Origin of the sequence: Streptomyces sp. A3M-1-3 (assembly GCF_024213665.1) — a bacterium.
Lineage (GTDB): Bacteria > Actinomycetota > Actinomycetes > Streptomycetales > Streptomycetaceae > Streptomyces.
The window spans coordinates 1-17735 of record NZ_JANAVP010000010.1; the positions used below are offsets into that span (position 1 = coordinate 1).

Genomic DNA, 17735 nt, shown 5'->3' on the forward strand with positions numbered 1-17735 from the left:
CGACGGACGACACCGCCCCCTGCACACCGGAGTGATGTGCAGGGGCATCGGACCGTCCAGGCCCGACCGGAGACCCTGGGGCGTGAGGAAACCCGCCGTCCCGTCACGGAGCGTGCACACGATGCACGTGCCCGGACAGCGACCACACAGCGAACGCGGGGGACCAGTGCATCCAAAACCGTTCGGGATGCGCGCAGTGCCGGGACGTGGGTCCAAGACCCACTCCTGATCACTGATTAGGAACGGTGGCAGGAGCAGCTGAACCACCTGCTGGACGCCGAGAACAGCCCGCCCCAGCCCGACTTCGTCCTGCGGGTGCGTGAGGCACTGCGCGCCCGCTTCGGTGAGCTGCCGCCGGCCGAGGTGTGGCGTGAGACGGCCGCCGGTACGGCACAGGATCTGGGCGCGGGCCCCGAAAGCGTCAAGGGCATCGAGGAGTTGGTGCGCCGCGTCATGCGGTACGAGTCGCGGTTCCGGGCCGACGGGCTGCTGCCGCCCGAGGGCCGGGTCACGACGACGGTCGCGTACGACTACGGGCGGGCCGTGAACCTCGCGCGCTGGGGCCTGTCGGCCCGGTTCTGCACCCCGCACGAGGCGGAGCAGGCGACCGTGCACGCGGGGGCGCTGAGCAAGCCGGCGTACCGCTCCTGGGAGGAGTACTCCGCCGGTTACATCCTCGGCCGGGTGCTGCGGTTCGACGACGAGGAGTACGGCCCGTACTACGAGACGGCACTCGACGCCCATCGCCTCCTCGCGCAGTCGGAGGGCAGTCCCTGGCGCAACATCCCCTCGCGCTGAGCCCGGCCGACGAGAACCGCGCCCGCGGCGGCCTCGGCACGCGGGGCGCCGCCGCGCGAGGCGTCGTACACGGCCGCTTCGGTGTCGAAGTCGAGCACCCGGTCAGCTCGCGCCGTGGCCGGCGGCGATGTCCTGCACCCGCTGGGCGAGTTCGAAGTCCTTCTCCGTGACCGCGCCGCCCGCGCTGTGCGTGTTCACCGCGAGGGCAACGGTGTTGTAGCCGAGCGTGAGCTCGGAGTGGTGGCCCAGTTCCTCCTGGATCTGGGCGATGTGCACGGCCATCGCGGTCGCCGCGAAATGTGTGCCCAGTTGGTACGTACGGGCGATCCTGTCCCCCTCCAGCGCCCATCCCGGGAGCTCCCTCAGCCGGTCCTCGATCTCCTTCTGGGACAGCGGCTCGGTGGCCATGGGCTGGCTCCTTCCGGGGGTTGGGGTCGTCTGGTCCCAGCCTGCCACAGGGCTGCCGGGAGGGAAGGATTCGCGCCATTGTGCGCGCGAGCCCACGAGTGGGCCCACGCGCGCCTTCCGGGTCGAGGGGGGTGCCCATATGCTCCTGCGCCGGACGTGACTGTTACCGGCGGTAGTAGGGGGACGCGGCATGGCTCGTACCGGCACCACTCGACGGACCTTCGTGGCGGGCGCGGCAGCGGCCGCCGGCACGGCGGCCGCACTCACCCCGGCAGGCGGGGCGGCCGCCGCGCCGCGCGCCCCGGGGCAGCGGCAGACCGTGGCGGTGCTCGGCGGCGGGGTCGCCGGGCTCACCGCGGCGCACGAACTGGCCGAACGCGGCTTCGCCGTGACGGTGTACGAACGCAGGGCCCTGGGCGGCAAGGCCCGCAGCATGGACGTACCCGGCAGCGCCAGGGGTGGTCGCCGGCCGCTGCCCGCCGAACACGGCTTCCGCTTCATCCCCGGCATTTACCACAACCTGCCGGACACCTTCCGGCGCATCCCCTTCCCCGGCAACGCCGACGGGGTGTGGGGCAATCTGGTGGCGCCCAAGGAGATGATGTTCGCCCGGACCGGCCGCGAGGATCTCCGCATCCCGCTGCCGTGGGCGGGCGAGGAGCCGGCGGAACTCACGCCGGACGAGCTCCGGCGGGCGGTGACCGCCTTCCTCGGCACGGCGGTCCGGCTGCCGCCGCACGAGATCGCGTACTTCGCGAACCGCTTCCTCGTCTTCCTCACCAGCTGCGACGAGCGGCGCAACGCCCAGTGGGAACAGCGGCCGTGGTGGGACTTCCTGCGGGCCGAGCAGATGTCGAACGACTACCAGCGCATCCTCGCCGTCGGCCTGACCCGCAACATCGTCGCGACCAAGGCGGAGGAGGCCAGCACCCGGACCGTGGGCTCGCTGCTGGAGGCGTTCGTCTTCAACGCACTGGGCCGCGGGGCCGACGGTCCGCTCGACCGGATACTGAACGCGCCGACCAACGAGGCGTGGATCGACCCGTGGGAGGCCCATCTGCGCTCGCTCGGCGTGGAGTTCCGGGTCGGCTGGACCGTACGCGAGCTGAGACTCGGCTCCGGGCGGATCTCGGCGGCGGTGATCGAGGACCCGCAGGGCGTACGGCAGTCCGTGACCGCGGACCACTACGTCTCCGCGATGCCGGTGGAGCACGCCCGCCGGACGTGGGGGGCCGACCTGCGGGCCGCGGACCCGCAACTCGCCCGCTGCGACCGGCTCCAGACCGACTGGATGACCGGCATCCAGTTCTATCTGACCGAGCGGACGCCGATCCTGCACGGCCACCTCAACTGCATCGACTCCCCCTGGTCGCTGACCGCCATCGCCCAGGCGCAGCACTGGCCCGGCCGGAACTTCCCGGCCGACTACGGCGACGGAGCGGTGGCCGACTGCCTGTCCGTGGACATCTCCGAGTGGGACCGGCCCGGCATCCTGTACGGCAAGACGGCCAAGCAGTGCACCCGCGAGGAGCTCGCCCGAGAGGTGTGGGCGCAGCTCAAGGCGACGGTCAACGACACCGGGAGGACGGTCCTGAAGGACGGCACGCTGCACTCGTGGTTCCTGGACCCGGGCGTGGACGGAATCGGCACCCCGAACCCCACCAACGACGACGAACTGCTGATCCACCCGGTGGGCACCTTCCACAACCGGCCGGCTGCCGCGACGAGGATCCCCAACTTCTTCCTGTCGGGCGACTATGTGGCCGTCGACATCGACCTGGCGACGATGGAGGGCGCCAACGCCTCGGCCCGCCAGGCCGTCAACGCCCTGCTGGAGCGGACCGGTTCAAGTGCCGAGCGGTGTACGGTCACCCCGCTGTACCGGGCTCCGGAGCTGGAACCGTCGAAGCGGCACGACCGGCTGCGCTACCGGCTCGGCCTGCGCAACATCCACGACCTCGGTTAGCAGTCTCGGTTACCGTCGTCCCATGACCACAGTTGCAAGGGCCGTTCGTCTCGTCCATCGAGACGTTCCTCCCGGCCGACCCGGCGACGGTGAAGTACCTGCGGTCGATGGCGCGGTAGAGAATCTCAGTCGCGCAGAAGGAGGACGGCGCCGCCGACTACCACCCCCAGCACCACGCCCACGACGCCGTGGGCCAGACGGTGGTACCGCAGGACGGGGAGGAAGCGGTCGAGGGCGTAACGGCCGGGTCCCGTGAGGGCCAGGGCAGCGGCGGCGCTCACAAGGACCAACTCGTACTCGACGCCCTTGGGGAAGAAGAAGCTGCCGCTCCACCTGACGGCGAGCGCATTGACCAGGACGCCGATCAGGGCGGCGGCGGCCAGTGGGGTGAGCAGCCCTGCGGCGATGCCCAGTCCTCCCAGGGTCTCGCTCAGCCCGGCGATCACCGCCATCGTGTCGCCCGCGGGGTAACCGCTCATGGTGAAGCCCTGACCGGTTCCGCTGATTCCGGGGCCGCCGAACCAGCCGAACAGCTTCTGGGTGCCGTGGGCGGCCATGGTCAGTCCGACCGCCAGGCGCAGCAGCAGCAGCCCGACGTCGTACGACTGCGGGGTCGCCACATGGCCGGTGGTGGTGCCCGAGGAGGCGGAGCCGGCGGTGTGCCGGGCCGGGAAAGGGGAGGTCATGGAGGGTTAGCTTAGGAGCGTGCTGCGGTCCTGGGCCGCCACGGCGCGCAGGGCCAGGTGCTGCAGTACGGCGAAGCCGCCGACGGTCATGGCCTGCATCGGGATCCACACGGCGCCGGCCGTGGTCGGCGAGAACCACAGGACGAGCGCCGCGATGCTGAGCGCCGCCCACAGCAGGTTGGCGTCGATGACGGCCTTGACGGGGAGCACCGGCGGCTGCCTCCGGGAGGCGAGGTAGCCGACCCCGGCCCCGAACAACACCAGCAAAACGCCGAGTTCGAGCAGCAGCCCGGAGCCGACCCCGAGCAGCCGCCCGAGCGGGCCCGAGGCCGCCACGTACACCAGGCCGTTGGCGGTGGTGACGACGGCGTCCAGCGCCAGGAAGCGCCGGAGCATCGTCTGCGGCTCGGTGCTGCGGGAGATGCTGCCAAGCAGGGTTGCGGACATGACGGATCAGCCTCCATCGAGGTCGAATGCGCTGGTCGGGTGGGTCAGGACCCGGATCTCGGACCGGAGTGCGCCGCCCCGGGATCCGGTACCGCAACCATGCCGCGCGCCCGGGAAGCCGTCGATTACCTCTCAGGTCATGCGGACGTCGTGGCAGTCCGCTCCGCGGCGCCGGGCGCGGCCAGCGCGAGCCGGCGGTGCGTACGGCGGAGCATGGCGCGGGCCATGAAGGGGTGCGCCCGCCTGACGACGGCGAAGTAGAGCCGGCCGAGCCGGTTGTGGGTGCGTACGACCGTGCTGAGGGTGACCTCTTCCCTGCCGACGAAGACGGAGGCGCGGAAGTCCAGATGGCCGGCGTCCTCGCCGAGCATGATCTCCGCGCCTTCGCGGGCGACCACCGGGAAGGGCAGCACGTGCTCCCAGGCCGCCGGGTCGGCCGGCATGCCGGGGACCAGTGGGAGCCGCCAGGCGTCGGAGAAGTCGGGACGGTCGAAGGCCGTACGGACCAGCAGGGCGTCGGCGGGGATGTCGGCGGCCTTGGGCCGGTCCCAGACCAGCCGGTGCAGCAGCCGCACCCACGGCGACCAGCGGGTCGGGCGCGCGGGCCCGCCGGTGGCGAGGCGCTCGATGTTGTCGAAGACCTCCTCCACCACGACGTCGTGCAGCGGGCGGATCGCGAGCTCCCAGGCGAGGCGGGCGGCGGGGCCCTGCTTCTCCTGCAGTACGTGGACCACCCGGCAGCGGTCCGGTCCCAGCGGTTCGATCTGCATCTGGTGGAAGCCGTCGGAGTCGGCGAAGTCGAAGCGGACCAGTCGGCCGGGTTCGTATGCCGTGACCGAGTAGCGGACGAATCCATGGCCGCCCACGGCGCCGACCCCCAGCGGGCGGTCGAACCGCATCGGCGGCCACGCGGGACTCGGCCAGACCGGGTCGTCGTCGGACGACAGCCGGTCGAGGAGGGCGCCCACCGCCTCGGCCGGAGCTCCGATCGTGCGCTCGTGGACGTTGCGTACCGTGCTCATCGTGCACCTCCATACGCTGGCGTATGTTCCACCGTACGGTACCGTACGGTCATGGTGCAACGGCAACGGCAGGGCAGCGGCAGGCAGCGCCTCAGCGCCCAGGACTGGGCCGACGCGGCCCTCACCGTCATCGGGGAGGGCGGGGTCGCCGCGGTCGCGGTCGAGCCCCTGGCCGCCCGGCTGGGCACGACGAAGGGCAGCTTCTACTGGCACTTCGCCAACCGCGAGGCGCTGGTCGAGGCCGCGCTCGCCCGCTGGGAGGAGATCGGCACCGAGGCGATCATCACACTCATGGAGACCGAGCCGGACCCGGAGCGGCGGCTGCGCACGCTGTTCGCCGAAGCCATCGCCTCCGCCGCCGAGGACCCGCTCGAGGTGTCGCTGCTCGCCACCGCCTCCCATCCGCAAGTCGCGGCCGTACTGGACCGGGTGACCGCGCGGCGGGTCGGCTATGTGGCCCGCCTCTTCGAAGAGGTCGGGTTCCCGCCCGAAGCGGCCGCGCGGCGCGGGCTGCTGGCGTACACCAGCTACCTCGGGCTCACCCAGCTCAACCACGCGGTCCCGCAGTCGCTGCCGGCCGGCGCCGCCTTCACGGACTACCTCGACGGCGTGATGGAGACACTGCTCCGGCGGCCCTGACCGGCGAGCGTGGCGCAGGTCACTCAATTCAGGCCGTAACGAATCGACTCGGGCACGCGATGAACCTCCAGGTGTCGTCGCGCAGCGCCGTCTTGCTGTCGAGCGGCTTCGCCCACCCGCCCTTACTGCCCGCTACGAGAGGCTCCTTGTGTCGCTCAGCCCGTCCCGCACGTTTCCTCCGGAGATCGGCGAATCCGAGTCCCTGGTCGCGCTCATCGAGCGCGGCCGCAGCCAGGGGCACATCAACGGCGATGACGTGCGCCAGGCCTTCGAAGCGGGCCGCATCCCGATGGACCAGTACAAGCGGGTCCTGCGCAGCCTCAACCAGGTCCTCGACGAGGAGGGCGTGACGCTCCTGGTCACCGCCGCGCCGGCGGCCAAGACGGCCGCGAAGCGTCCGCGCAAGGCCGCGGCGCGGGACGAGGTGAAGCGTCCGGTCAAGAAAACGGTGGTGGCCAGGCCGTCGGGAACGGTGAAGAAGGCGGCCACGGTCAGGGCCGACGCCGTACCGTCATCGACTATGGCTGCGATATCGGAGAAGCGCGAAGAGCACGAAGAGCTCGAAGTACCGGCCGAGAAGAAGGCGGCGCAGAAGCGGACGGTCAAGACCGCCGCGAAGAAGACCGCGGCCAAGAAGACCGCCGCCAAGACGGAGGCCCCCTCGGCACCCGAGGTCGACGAGTGGCCCGAGGAGACCGGCGCCACGGACGGCGACGAGGAGCGCGCCAAGCCCGAGGGCCAGGGCTTCATCCTGTCCGACGAGGACGAGGACGACGCCCCCGCGCAGCAGGTCATGGTGGCCGGCGCCACCGCCGACCCCGTCAAGGACTATCTGAAGCTGATCGGCAAGGTCCCCCTCCTCAACGCCGAGCAGGAGGTCGAGCTCGCCAAGCGCATCGAGGCCGGTCTCTTCTCCGAGTACAAACTGGAGGAGGAGGAAGAGCCGAAGCCCGCGTACCGCCGTGAGCTGGAGATCCTCATCGAGGACGGCCGCCGCGCCAAGAACCACCTCCTGGAGGCCAACCTCCGCCTGGTCGTCTCGCTGGCCAAGCGATACACCGGCCGCGGCATGCTCTTCCTGGACCTGATCCAGGAGGGCAATGTCGGTCTGATCCGCGCGGTGGAGAAGTTCGACTACACCAAGGGCTTCAAGTTCTCCACGTACGCCACCTGGTGGATCCGGCAGGCGATCACCCGCGCCATGGCCGACCAGTCGCGCACCATCCGTATCCCGGTGCACATGGTCGAGATCATCAACAAGCTCGCCCGCGTCCAGCGCCAGATGCTCCAGGACCTGGGCCGCGAGCCCACGCCCGAGGAGCTCGGCAAGGAGCTCGACATGACCCCCGAGAAGGTCGTCGAGGTCCAGAAGTACGGCCGCGAGCCGATCTCGCTGCACACCCCTCTGGGCGAGGAGGGCGACAGCGAGTTCGGCGACCTGATCGAGGACTCCGAGGCAGTGGTCCCGGCCGACGCGGTCAGCTTCACCTTCCTCCAGGAGCAGCTGCAGTCCATCCTCGGCACGCTCTCGGAGCGCGAGGCGGGCGTGGTCTCGATGCGGTACGGCCTCAACGACGGCCAGCCGAAGACGCTGGACGAGATCGGCCGGGTGTACGGCGTGACGCGCGAACGCATCCGCCAGATCGAGTCCAAGACGATGTCAAAGCTCCGCCACCCGTCACGCTCCCAGGTGCTGCGGGACTACCTGGACTAGGTCGCCCCCCACGAACGTCCCCTCCCCGCCTTGGCGGGGAGGGGACGTTGCCTCACGGTCGTTATGCACCGCCACACGGCGGAGGCGACGCTCCCCTACCAGGCCGGTCGCGGGTCTTGGCGTTCTGTCGAGAAGTGTGCTGGCAAGGGGCTGCCCGCCTCCGTCCGCCACAGATACCCTGGGCTCGGCGGGTCGTCATCGGCACGCGGCGCAGGGGCGTGAAACCGCTGAGTGCGCGGGAGTGGCACCTCGACCAGTCTGCCGTCGTGAATCATCCACAAGCCGAAGCAGTCGTCCTCCTCGTCATGGATCAACACCTGCACGTTCCCCGGGTTGGGCCACGGAAGCGATTCGAGGTGCTTCAGCAGTCCGGAGCGCGGCCTCATACGGTCGAACTCGATGACCCACCCCCCGACGAACAAGTCGAGCGGTTGGAACTGACCGTGCCAGCTACGCGACTCGTCAGGGCGGGTCAGCGGTTCCATGACCTCGTCCGCGTACGTCGCCAACACGATGACCTGTGCAATTCTGCTCATGCCGGAGTATCGCTGCACGCCACATACCAACGGCAACCCGGTAACTCGACTGCGACTGAGCCTACTGAACCTCCTTTCACTATCGCGACGCCGACCTGCACTTGCCTTGCGGGTCAGGGCCCGTCGAGTGCTGCCAATGCGCTGGTGACCAGCCCACGGGCCGCCCCACCGTGTACTGCGGTCTGCGAGATCCGGTCGAAGGCGCGCAGATACAGACCGACCTGGCTGGGTTGGGTCAGGGTGTGGGCAGCATCCAGAGAGTCCGCGTGCACGCGGTCGTCGTCGAAGACGGTGAATGTCGGCATGGGCCACACGGCACGTTCGGCGGTGAACGGGATCACTCCCAGGGCGACGCTGGGGAGCGCCATGGCGGACAGGAGATGTCCGAGCTGGGCAGCCATCGTTTCGGCGTCGCCGATGCGGTAACGGAGTACCGATTCTTCGAGCACGATGGAGAACCGGTGATCCCCTTCCCGTACGACGCGGTTGCGTCTCATCCTGGCGGCGACAGCGTCGCTCACATCGTCCGGCGTGCCCCGCAAGGATGCGATGGATGAGAGCAGTGCCGTTGCGTAGCCGGGAGTCTGAAGGAAGCCCGGGACGACGTCCGAGCAGTAGACGCGGAACCGGCCGGTGCGTTCGTAGAGGGTTGCTCCTGATTCCTGCAACCGGCGCAGCCCGGTGCGCTGGAGGCGCCTCCACTGGACATACGCGTCGGACGACTGACGGTTGGCTGCGATGAGGTCTGCCGCCTGGTCCGCGGCTCCGCAGGCCAGGCACCATGTCCCGATGTCCGCATCCGACGGCGGAGTCCGCGCGTTCTCGATCCGCGACGACTTCGACTCGTGCCAGCCGCATCTGGCAGCCAGTTCACGTCCAGTGATTCCGGCATCCAGCCTCAGGTCACGCAGTCGTGCAGCGAGGGTTTCACGCGCCTGCTGGACGCTGGACGAGGAGTGCGGGGGCATGAACTGGCCGTTCTCAGATCTGGTAGTCCTGGTGCGGGATGGCGCGCTCCCAGACGCTCTCGAACGCCGTGACGCAGAGCTTCACCGTGGCTGAGTCATCCGTGATCTCGTCCTCAACCACCGCCCCGTCACCGGAGAAGTGGTGCACGCGCAACAGAGAATCGTCGAACGCCCAGAAGTCATTCCCCGGCAGCGATATGCCTGTTGCCAACCGTCGGGGCAGCCATCGGACTTGCTCGCCGGCCGTCACGTTGGCCTGCGTGACGTAGTGCTCCCACCGGATGTACTCGCTGACCGGCTCGGAGACGATGCGCGCACGGCGGATCACTACGCCACGGGCAACGCTGTCGGCAATCAACTGGTCATAGGCATGCCACCATGACTCTCGATCGGCCCAGTCGATCCGCTCTCCGCGTTTCCACGCGTCGAAGCGGTCCGTGCTCGCGTACGAGTCGCGCATCTCGAGGTGCACGGCAGACCGCTCGGAGCGGCCAAGGAGCTCACTGAAGGTGGGCACGCTCAATGGCATCGCATGCCTCCCTGATCATGGGCACCATCCGGGCCGGAATCCGGATGATCGCCTCGCTGTCCGGCACCGGACCGTTCGCCGGACTGCTTGCCTCGCACTGCGCTTCCGTTGCCGCATCGGGCTTCCAGCCCTGAAGCAAGATCTCCTGCGCCTCGGGGTCGGCCCACACCGTGGGGCAGTGATCGCGATCGGTATCGGGGTCGATGCCGATGAACTCTACGGACATGCCAGCCTCCCGCGCTTGGGTGCTTGCTCAGACTTGCATGAGCTTCATGCCCCGATGAGTGAGTGTCAACACTGCGACCTGCGACGGGAATTTGCATGCAAACTGATGCAAGACAGTGGAGCGCCGGGCCGAGCCGTCCCTAGCGTCGCCGGCATGGACCACAAGACGACGATGACCGGACCCATCCATCTGGCCCTGCCGGTCCTTGAGCCGACTCCTGTGGACGGTTGCAAGGTGTGCGGGGCGCTCGGCAAGCAGCCCGAAGCGGCGCGTCGGTCGGGAGACATGTCGCAGGTCTCTGACTGCAACGTCGAGGTCCGGAACCACCCGAGGAGGCACCGGTGACAGCTCTGCGGGCGGCGTACCGCTATGTCGTACACAAGGTCACCCAACTCCCGGACACTGAAGTGATCTTCGAAGCCCAGTGCCTCTGCTGCGACTGGGAGGCAGCGCCGTCCACGGACTCGGCGGCGGTCGATGTGGAAGCCATGACGCACACCGGTCGAAGCGGCCACGGCTCGTTCCGGCGAATCTGCACCTCGTTCGCCATCGTGGTCCGGGCCGAGCGATAGACCTCCCGCCCCCTGAGCGCGCAGGGGCGGATCAGACCCTGAACAGGACGCATCCGGCCGCGACCGATCCCAGTACCGCGCCGCCGTAGCAGAACACGTTGATCAGCCCGCTGAGCCGCCTGAGCTGCAGACCGTCGTACAGCGTGTAGCGGAAGCGGTGTGCCCAGTGGAAGAGGCACAGCACGCACAGCCCGAACAGGACCACTTTGGTGAGGGGGTGCCGCAGCACCGAGAGCAGGTGTGCATGGTCGGGCGCCGGGAGCCAGCCCAGCGGGAAGGCGATGCCGAACAGGAGCAGCAGGACCGGAACCAGCAGGGCGGCAGCCATCCCGCCTGCGCTGAACAGCAGCCAAAGCAGGGGTTCCGGCGATTTCTTGCTCATCGCGCTACCTACTCAGGATCAGCCATGCCATGGCCGCGGACAGCAGCGCCCACAACAGGTAGTGCAGTACCAGGATCGAGCCCGGCCGGACACGGCGGCCGCGCAGCCGTACCACGATGGCTCGCGGCGCCAGGTTGAACCACGTGAGGGCGTGCAGCAGGACGAAGGCCAGGGCGATCGCATTCAGCAGGAGCACCCACCAGTTGTCGCTCCACTCCTGGAACCGCTCGTACTCGTCTGCGCCATCGGCGATCGCACCCACCATGAGAAGCAGGAACACCACGAACCAGGCGATGAAGACGCTGCTGAGCTCCCGCAGTACGAAGACGAAGTAGGCGCGGCGCCGGAGCCACCAGAAGGTCGGGACGGGCTTGCGGTACAGCGCCGGCCGCGGCGTCCCACCGGGGGTCCGGCTCATCGCGCGCCCCGGGGCCAGAGCAGATTCTTGAGCGACTGCGTGGCCGCCGTGAGCTTGTAGCGCTGGATGGCGCCGGCCGGGTCGACGCCTTTGGGGCAGGCGGTGGTGCACTCGCCGACCAGAGTGCAGGCCCAGACTCCCTCGGCCGAGCCCAGGACATCCCGCCGGTCGGCAGCTCCCTCGTCACGCGAATCGAGGTTGTAGCGCTGGGCGAGAGCGATGGCCGCAGGTCCCACGAAGTCGGGATCGAGTGCGTACACCGGGCAGGCCGCATAGCAGAGCATGCAGTTGATGCACATGCTGTACTGCTTGTACTCGTCCATCTCGTCCGGCGTCTGCAGATATTCGCCGTCGGCGAGCGGCCTGTGTTCGTCACGGATGATCCAGGGCTTGACCTCGGTCAGCTTGTTCATGAAGTCGCCGATCTCGACGACGAGATCGCGGATGACGGGAAAGTTGCTCAGCGGTTCGACCCGTACCGGCCCGGGCGCGGAGTCGGTCAGAAAGGCCGAGCAGGTCAGTTGGGGCTCGCCGTTGACGGTCATGCCGCAGCTGCCGCAGATGCCCATCCGGCAGGACCAGCGGTAGGAGAGCGTGCCGTCCAGGTGGTCCTTGATGTGGTTGAGGCCGTCGAGGACCGTCCACTCCTTGCGCAACGGCACCTCGTAGGACTGCCAGGTCGGTTCGGTCTCCTGTTCCGGCCGGTAGCGGGCGACTTGGAGGGTTATCCGGTCCGTCATGACTACTGCCTCCCGTACACGCGTTCCCCGGGGGACCAGCGGGTGACGGTCACCGGCAGGTACTCCACCCGCTCGGTGCCGTCGGGCTCACGGTGCATGAGCGAATGGGCCAGGTACCGCTGGTCGTCCCGCGCGGGGAAGTCGGTGCGCTGGTGCGCGCCCCGTGACTCCTCGCGCCGCAGCGCGCTGTGGACGATGCTTCCGGCCACGTCGAGCATGAACGACAGCTCGAGCAGGGCGATCAGGTCGGTGTTGAACGTCCGGCTGTGATCGTCGACCGCCGCACCGCCGAACCGCTCCCGCAGGTCGAGCAGTGCCTCGGCCGCCGTGGCCAGGGAGCCCCGGTCGCGGTAGATCCCGGCGCCGCTCTCCATGGTGTCCTGCATCGCGGTACGGATGTCCGCGATGCGCTCCCGGCCCTCGGCATGGTGAGCGACCAGGCGCTCGAGCCGGCGATGCTCGTCGCGGGCCTGAGCGAGGACCGCAGCGCTGGGGCCGGATCCCGCCGAGACGCCGGCGGACTCGGCGGCTGCCTCGCCGGCGCGGGCGCCGAAGACCAGCAGCTCCGGGAGGGAGTTGGACCCCAGCCGGTTGGCGCCGTTGATACTGACGCAGGCCACCTCACCGGCGGCGTACAGGCCGTCAAGGCCGGTGGCGCCGTGGATGTCGGTGTGGACGCCACCCATCATGTAGTGGACCACGGGCCGCACCGGGATCAGCTCCCGGACCGGGTCGATGTTCTGGTACCTCAAGCACAGTTCCCGCACGAAGGGCAGCTTCGTGTCGATGAGTTCCGCGCCGAGGTGGCGCAGATCAAGGTGGACGACCGGCCCGTGCGGCGTGGGGGTGGTCCTCCCCTTGTCGAGTTCGTGCACGAACGCCTGCGACAGCCGGTCCCGCGGCCCCAGCTCCATGCTGCGCAGCACCGGCCCCGGTTCAGGTCTGCCGAGGTCGTAGTCCTGCAGATAGCGATAGCCGTCCTTGTTGAGCAGCCGGCCGCCCTCGGCGCGCGCGGCCTCCGTGATCAGGATTCCGGTGAAGGGCAGACCGGTGGGGTGGTACTGGACGAACTCCATGTCCTTCAGCGGTGCGCCCGCCCGGTAGGCCAGGGCCATGCCGTCGCCGGTCTTGATACTGGCGTTGGTGGTGAACGGGTACACCCGGCCGCACCCCCCGGTGCACACGATGACGGCGCCCGCGGTGATGGTCTCGACCCGGCCGGTGGCCAGCTCGATCGCCACCACGCCGCGCACCTTCCCGTCGTCGACCAGAAGGGTGCTGACGAACCACTCGTCGTACCGGACGATGTCCCGATAGGACAGCGCGGTCTGGAACAGGGTGTGCAGGAGGTGGAACCCGGTCTTGTCGGCGGCGAACCAGGTGCGCATCTTCTTCATGCCGCCGAAGGCCCGTACCGCGATGTGCCCGTCCGCCTGGCGGCTCCATGGACAGCCCCAGTGCTCCAGCCGCAGCAGCTCGCGCGGCGCCTCTGCGACGAAGGCCTCGACGGCGTCCTGATCGCACAGCCAGTCCCCGCCGGACACGGTGTCGTAGGCGTGCTCGTCGAGGCTGTCGTCGGCGCCGGCGACGGCAGCGGCCCCGCCCTCGGCGGAGACCGTGTGGCTGCGCATCGGGTAGACCTTGGAAATGATCGCCACACTCAGCCGTGGATCGGCCTCCGCGATGGCGATGGCCGCACGCAGCCCCGCGCCTCCGCCACCGATCACCACGACGTCATGAGAAGCGGTCATGTCACCACCCTGTAGTGCGCGCCCGGTCAGACCTCGTGCTCGGCGCTGTGCTCGTCCTGCAGGACCGTGCCGTCGTGGCGGACGGTCTTGACGCGGACGCTGCCGTCATGGAATTCGCGACGAACCTGCCTGCAGCCGCACGCGTACGTCACCTCGTCGATGAACAGCCCCGCGGCGTCTTCCTCCTGGTAGCGCAACCCGTCGACGATCCGACCGCACGGAGCCCGCTCCTCGGTGAAGTCAATGGTGTTGCCGACCATCGCCCACCTCCTCGACGACCGCGACCCACGCCGCCTGCGCGAACACGCGCTGTAGCCACAGACAGCGCTGTAGCCACAGACACACCTTTGACATCGGTGGTCGCGGCAGGCCCGGTCATGCGCTCACAGTGAGCGTACCGCCGGCGGACCGCCCCCGCAGACCGGGCGACGGTCCGCTCGGGTGCAGCCCACCGGCGCCCGTCATGGCTACGACGCGCGCAGCGGCCAGTGAAGTAGGGTGTTCCACCCAATGGGTCGGTGACCTGCACGTTTCTACAGTGCGGCGACACGTGAACGGTCTCCGTCCCGCCTTCTGAGTAGGCTCGGCGGTGTGCAGCGCATGGTTGAGGAACTGGCAGGACGGGGTCCGCTGCGGCGGCTGGTCGCCCTGCGGCACGCCAAGTCCGACTGGCCCGAGGGCGTTCCCGACCATGACCGCCCACTGGGTCCGCGCGGCCTGCGCGACGCCCCGGCCGCCGGCCGCCGTCTGGTGGAAGCCGACTGCCTGCCCGATCTCGTCCTGTGCTCCACCGCCCGCCGTACCCGCCAGACCTGGGAGCTGGCCGCCGCAGAATTGGGCAGCACGCCGATCGCCCGCTACGACCCGCGCATCTACGGGGCGGACGACCAGGACCTTCTCGATGTCGTACGCGAAGTGCCCACCGATATCGAGACGTTGCTGCTGATCGGGCACAATCCGGGCCTCCAGGACCTGATCCTGATGCTCGTCGGCCAGTCATTCGGCGACACACTGCAGCGCGCACAGGCCAAGTTCCCGACGTCTGCCGTCGCCGTGCTGATCTGGCGTGGCGCCTGGTCAGACCTCGCACCGGGGTCGGCAACGCTGACCGATCTTGCCGTCCCGCGCGGACAGCGATGAACTCGGCCCGGCCTTCCAGGCCGGCGACGGGGAGCGGTCGCGCGGCTACCGTTCGCGTTCCACCAACTCCTTGAACTGCTCGAGGTCATGTCGTACGAGCCGTTCGATCGCCGTCGCCTGGGCGAAACCCTTCGGCCCGCCGAACGCCTCCTTGACAGTGCTCGGGTCGTACTCCACCCGGGCCTGGACAAGGGTGCGCTCCCGGTCGATGGGCAGCAGCGAGAAGCTTCCCGCCAGGGCGGGAGCTCTTGTGGTCTGCCACTCCATCACGCGTTCCTTGTCACGGTCGGTGATCTCGGCTTCGAACTCCTGAGTGCGGCCGTCCACGTCGACGTCCAGGTGCGCCGCGTGCCCGCCCTCCGAACGAGCCTCGCGTACGCCGTCCAGGAAGCGGGGATAGTTCTCCACGCGGTGGAGGCTGTCCCAGGCCGTATCGATCGGAACGCCGATCTCGATCTGTTCCTCGAGAGTGCTCATTTCTCACCTCGCAGCTCTGTTCACGGCTCAGGGGTCTGTCTCCAGAGTGCCCCGGCCAGGGGACGGAAGCGACCCCGGGCGAGCGTGCCGGCACGGTCAGGGGAAGTCTTCCGCCCGTTGCAGCAGATCGATGGCCGGTGCACGTACGAGGCGATCTCTGGACGGGAGTGACGGTGACGGTGGCCTGCCGGCGCGCAGTGTGGGTGGCGCGCAGCCTACGGCGCAGCCGATTCTCCCTGGTCCTCCGCTGTGCTCAGCGGCACCTGCGGGCCGTCGCTCTCGCGCAGCCAGCGGCGCAGCACCTGGTGCAGCTGCTCCGCGCCGACGAGTTCGCCGCCGTCCGGCACCGGGGCGGAGAGGTCGGCGGGCCACAGCAGGAAGGGGTGCGCCTGCTCGCCGCCCAGCCCGCCGTGCGAGCCGATCTGCTCCTCGAACGCGTGCACTTCGCCGGTTCGCGGGTCGTAGCGGGAGTTGACCATGATGTCGGCGACGTGCGGGAAGGAGTCGGTGCGGCGCACCGCGTCGGCCGTGCCGGGACCGAAGCCGGCGAGCGGGCCATGGTCCCCCGCTCCGTCGCCGTCGAGCCGCAGCTCCGCCCCGTGCGCGCCCAGCACCACGGCCCCGTGCTCCGCGCCGCGTACGAGCAGGAAGCCGATACCCGGATGGTTGGCGAGCGTGCTCAGCAGCGCCGGATGGCGGCGCTCGATCTGCTCCCGGGTCATCCGCTGCGGCACATCGGGGAACGAGATCAGCCCGAGGTTCCCGGAGGCGAGCACGATCGGGTCGGAGCCGCGCACCGGATGCGCCTCCTCCGCGCCCTCCTCGACCGGCCGGTGCAGCGCGGCCCGTACGGCGGCGCGGGCCTCGGCGCCGCTGTGCGTACGGCCCGCCCGGCGGGACACGGGCAGCCCGCAGCCCGCCCGGACCAGGTCCTTGAGCCGCAGCCCGTACCGGCTGAGGAAGGACTCCCCCGGACTCTGCCCGTGGTCGGACAGCAGCACGATCCGGTAGCTGCGCGGGGCGTGTTCGGCGACCTTGACGATGAGTTCGAGGGACCGGTCGAGCCGCTTCAGGACCTTCTCGGCGTCCCGGCTGCGCGGCCCGGAGTGGTGGGCCACTTCGTCGTACGCGACGAGATCGGCGTAGACGGCGGCGCGCCCGGCGAGCATGTCCCCCATCACCGCGGCCAGCACGACGTCCCGTTCGACCACGGTCGCGAAGGCCCGGATGAAGGGATAGAGGCCGCCCCGACCCACCCGCGGCCGGTCGCCGCGCAACCGGGAGCGGGTGGACTGGCCGATCTCGCGGCCGACTTCGGCGACGAGGGACAGGGCGGTACGGACGGCGTTGGCGGGGTCGGAGAAGTAGGCGAAGTATCCGGCGCGCGAGCGGTTCGCCCGGCCGCGCCGGGCGGCGATGGAGAGGACCAGGGCGAGTTGGTCGGCGCCGCCGCTGAACAGGTTGCCCCGGCTGGCGCCGTCGAGGGTGAGCAGTCCGCCGTCGCCGGTGTGCGCGATGGCGCGGCGCTGGAGTTCGGCGGCGCTGGTGGGCCGGTTGCAGACCATGACGTCGCCGGTGTCCTTCTCGTACCAGCGGAAGGCGGGGACGTCGTGGTTGGAGCCGTGCAGGATGCCGAGCTGGCTGGCGCCCGTCTGGCTGGACCAGTCGGTGCGCCATGGGGTCAGCCGGTGGGTACCGGCCAGCAGACCCGCGACGGTCGGCATGAGTCCGCTCTCCACGGCGTGCAGCAGTACCTCGTGGCCGACGCCGTCGAGTTGCAGGAAGACCGTGCCGGGCGAGCCGATGCGCCCGCCGTCCTCACCGCGTCTGCGCCGCCGCCGGTCGGCGAGGCGGGAGAGCCTGCGCCGGTACGCGGTGTCGTCGCGGACGGCGAGCGCGGTGGAGGTCGCCGAGGCGACGGCGGACATGACGGCGGCGACGACCACCGCCGTCTCCGGTTCGGCCTCGCCGCGGCCGTCCGGGATCAGCCGCAGGGCGATCAGCAGCAGCGAGCCGTTGAGGAAGAAGACCAGAAGTCCCAGTACCAGTGCGGGTACCAGCAGCAGGGCGCGTACGAGTACGGGCCAGACAAGTGCGCTCAGCAGGCCGAAGGCGCCCGCGCCCCAGGCGGCGGTGACCGCGATCCGGGTGGCGCTGTCGCCGTCGTCCGCCTGGAGCTGGAAGTCGGGCAGCGCACCGGCGAGCACCAGCATGGTCATGGTGGACACCGCCCATACCACGATCACCCGCCACAGAGCGCTGCCAGCGGCCCGCCATCGCCCCTCGACCACGCCGTTCCCACCTCACGTCCCGGCC

The 17735-nt window shown here is 69.7% G+C and carries 20 protein-coding genes and 1 pseudogene; 7 read left to right on the plus strand and 14 right to left on the minus strand.

All coding sequences use genetic code 11. The features are described 5' to 3' along the window. Positions 1-243 precede the first annotated feature (243 nt). Positions 244-798 (plus strand): annotated as a pseudogene (locus NLX86_RS13425) (DUF1266 domain-containing protein); the annotation flags it as partial. Positions 799-900: 102 nt separating this feature from the next. Here NLX86_RS13425 and NLX86_RS13435 read toward each other — a convergent pair. Continuing rightward, entirely contained in the window at positions 901-1206 is a 306-nt protein-coding gene (locus tag NLX86_RS13435) for a 4a-hydroxytetrahydrobiopterin dehydratase (protein ID WP_254371905.1), read from the minus strand. Positions 1207-1396: 190 nt separating this feature from the next. Between NLX86_RS13435 and NLX86_RS13440 the strand changes: the two genes are divergently transcribed. Then, positions 1397-3172, plus strand: coding sequence for an FAD-dependent oxidoreductase (locus NLX86_RS13440; protein ID WP_254371906.1), 1776 nt, complete (start codon positions 1397-1399; stop codon positions 3170-3172). A 125-nt stretch (positions 3173-3297) separates the two neighbouring features. On the opposite strand, the gene NLX86_RS13445 is transcribed toward NLX86_RS13440, so the two are convergent. From NLX86_RS13445 to NLX86_RS13455, 3 genes are all read right to left on the minus strand, one after another. Continuing rightward, positions 3298-3858, minus strand: a complete 561-nt coding sequence (locus tag NLX86_RS13445) for a DoxX family protein (RefSeq protein ID WP_254371907.1) — start codon at positions 3856-3858, stop codon at positions 3298-3300. Between the two features lie 6 nt (positions 3859-3864). After that, on the minus strand, positions 3865-4305 hold the full coding sequence (locus NLX86_RS13450) for a hypothetical protein (RefSeq protein WP_254371908.1): 441 nt from the start codon (positions 4303-4305) through the stop codon (positions 3865-3867). Between the two features lie 137 nt (positions 4306-4442). Further along, a complete protein-coding gene (locus tag NLX86_RS13455) occupies positions 4443-5327 on the minus strand; it encodes a DUF2867 domain-containing protein (protein WP_254371909.1) in 885 nt (294 codons plus the stop codon). A gap of 51 nt (positions 5328-5378) precedes the next feature. On the opposite strand from NLX86_RS13455, the gene NLX86_RS13460 reads away from it, so the two are divergent. Next, on the plus strand, positions 5379-5966 hold the full coding sequence (locus NLX86_RS13460; protein WP_254371910.1) for a TetR/AcrR family transcriptional regulator: 588 nt from the start codon (positions 5379-5381) through the stop codon (positions 5964-5966). 148 nt (positions 5967-6114) lie between these two features. Then, entirely contained in the window at positions 6115-7680 is a 1566-nt protein-coding gene (locus NLX86_RS13465; RefSeq protein ID WP_254371911.1) for an RNA polymerase sigma factor, read from the plus strand. A 649-nt stretch (positions 7681-8329) separates the two neighbouring features. Here the strand turns inward: NLX86_RS13465 and NLX86_RS13475 are convergent. Genes NLX86_RS13475 through NLX86_RS13485 form a run of 3 tightly spaced genes read right to left on the minus strand, consistent with a single transcriptional unit; the run spans position 8330 to position 9939 of the window. After that, the gene (locus NLX86_RS13475; protein ID WP_254371912.1) at positions 8330-9184 is read right to left on the minus strand and encodes a helix-turn-helix transcriptional regulator; all 855 of its coding nucleotides are present in this window, start codon (positions 9182-9184) and stop codon (positions 8330-8332) included. Between the two features lie 13 nt (positions 9185-9197). Further along, positions 9198-9713 carry a DUF6879 family protein gene (locus NLX86_RS13480; protein ID WP_254371913.1) on the minus strand — a complete coding sequence of 172 codons (516 nt, stop codon included), beginning with the start codon at positions 9711-9713 and terminating at the stop codon, positions 9198-9200. Beyond that, positions 9685-9939 carry a hypothetical protein gene (locus NLX86_RS13485; RefSeq protein WP_254371914.1) on the minus strand — a complete coding sequence of 85 codons (255 nt, stop codon included), beginning with the start codon at positions 9937-9939 and terminating at the stop codon, positions 9685-9687. The genes NLX86_RS13480 and NLX86_RS13485 overlap by 29 nt, the downstream gene beginning before the upstream one ends. 153 nt (positions 9940-10092) lie before the next feature. Here NLX86_RS13485 and NLX86_RS13490 point away from each other — a divergent pair, with 153 nt between their 5' ends. Continuing rightward, positions 10093-10284: a hypothetical protein gene (locus NLX86_RS13490; protein WP_254371915.1), complete on the plus strand. Its 192-nt coding sequence runs from the start codon at positions 10093-10095 to the stop codon at positions 10282-10284. Continuing rightward, positions 10281-10511 carry a hypothetical protein gene (locus NLX86_RS13495; protein WP_254371916.1) on the plus strand — a complete coding sequence of 77 codons (231 nt, stop codon included), beginning with the start codon at positions 10281-10283 and terminating at the stop codon, positions 10509-10511. Before NLX86_RS13490 ends, NLX86_RS13495 begins: the two co-directional genes overlap by 4 nt. Before the next feature lie 31 nt (positions 10512-10542). Here NLX86_RS13495 and frdD read toward each other — a convergent pair whose 3' ends face one another. Genes frdD through NLX86_RS13520 form a run of 5 tightly spaced genes read right to left on the minus strand, consistent with a single transcriptional unit; the run spans position 10543 to position 14062 of the window. Continuing rightward, on the minus strand, positions 10543-10893 hold the full coding sequence (gene frdD / locus NLX86_RS13500; RefSeq protein WP_254371917.1) for a fumarate reductase subunit FrdD: 351 nt from the start codon (positions 10891-10893) through the stop codon (positions 10543-10545). 4 nt (positions 10894-10897) lie between these two features. After that, a complete protein-coding gene (locus NLX86_RS13505; protein WP_254371918.1) occupies positions 10898-11311 on the minus strand; it encodes a hypothetical protein in 414 nt (137 codons plus the stop codon). Next, positions 11308-12051 carry a succinate dehydrogenase/fumarate reductase iron-sulfur subunit gene (locus NLX86_RS13510; RefSeq protein WP_254371919.1) on the minus strand — a complete coding sequence of 248 codons (744 nt, stop codon included), beginning with the start codon at positions 12049-12051 and terminating at the stop codon, positions 11308-11310. The genes NLX86_RS13505 and NLX86_RS13510 overlap by 4 nt, the downstream gene beginning before the upstream one ends. Before the next feature lie 2 nt (positions 12052-12053). Continuing rightward, positions 12054-13802: a fumarate reductase (quinol) flavoprotein subunit gene (gene frdA / locus NLX86_RS13515; protein WP_254371920.1), complete on the minus strand. Its 1749-nt coding sequence runs from the start codon at positions 13800-13802 to the stop codon at positions 12054-12056. A gap of 26 nt (positions 13803-13828) precedes the next feature. After that, the gene (locus NLX86_RS13520; protein WP_254371921.1) at positions 13829-14062 is read right to left on the minus strand and encodes a hypothetical protein; all 234 of its coding nucleotides are present in this window, start codon (positions 14060-14062) and stop codon (positions 13829-13831) included. A gap of 340 nt (positions 14063-14402) precedes the next feature. On the opposite strand from NLX86_RS13520, the gene NLX86_RS13525 reads away from it, so the two are divergent. After that, complete coding sequence (locus NLX86_RS13525; protein ID WP_254372089.1) at positions 14403-14942, plus strand: histidine phosphatase family protein; 540 nt, start codon at positions 14403-14405, stop codon at positions 14940-14942. Positions 14943-14987: 45 nt separating this feature from the next. On the opposite strand, the gene NLX86_RS13530 is transcribed toward NLX86_RS13525, so the two are convergent. Further along, the gene (locus tag NLX86_RS13530) at positions 14988-15419 is read right to left on the minus strand and encodes an SRPBCC family protein (RefSeq protein WP_254371922.1); all 432 of its coding nucleotides are present in this window, start codon (positions 15417-15419) and stop codon (positions 14988-14990) included. A gap of 215 nt (positions 15420-15634) precedes the next feature. Next, positions 15635-17710 carry a phage holin family protein gene (locus NLX86_RS13535; RefSeq protein WP_254371923.1) on the minus strand — a complete coding sequence of 692 codons (2076 nt, stop codon included), beginning with the start codon at positions 17708-17710 and terminating at the stop codon, positions 15635-15637. Positions 17711-17735: the final 25 nt, after the last annotated feature.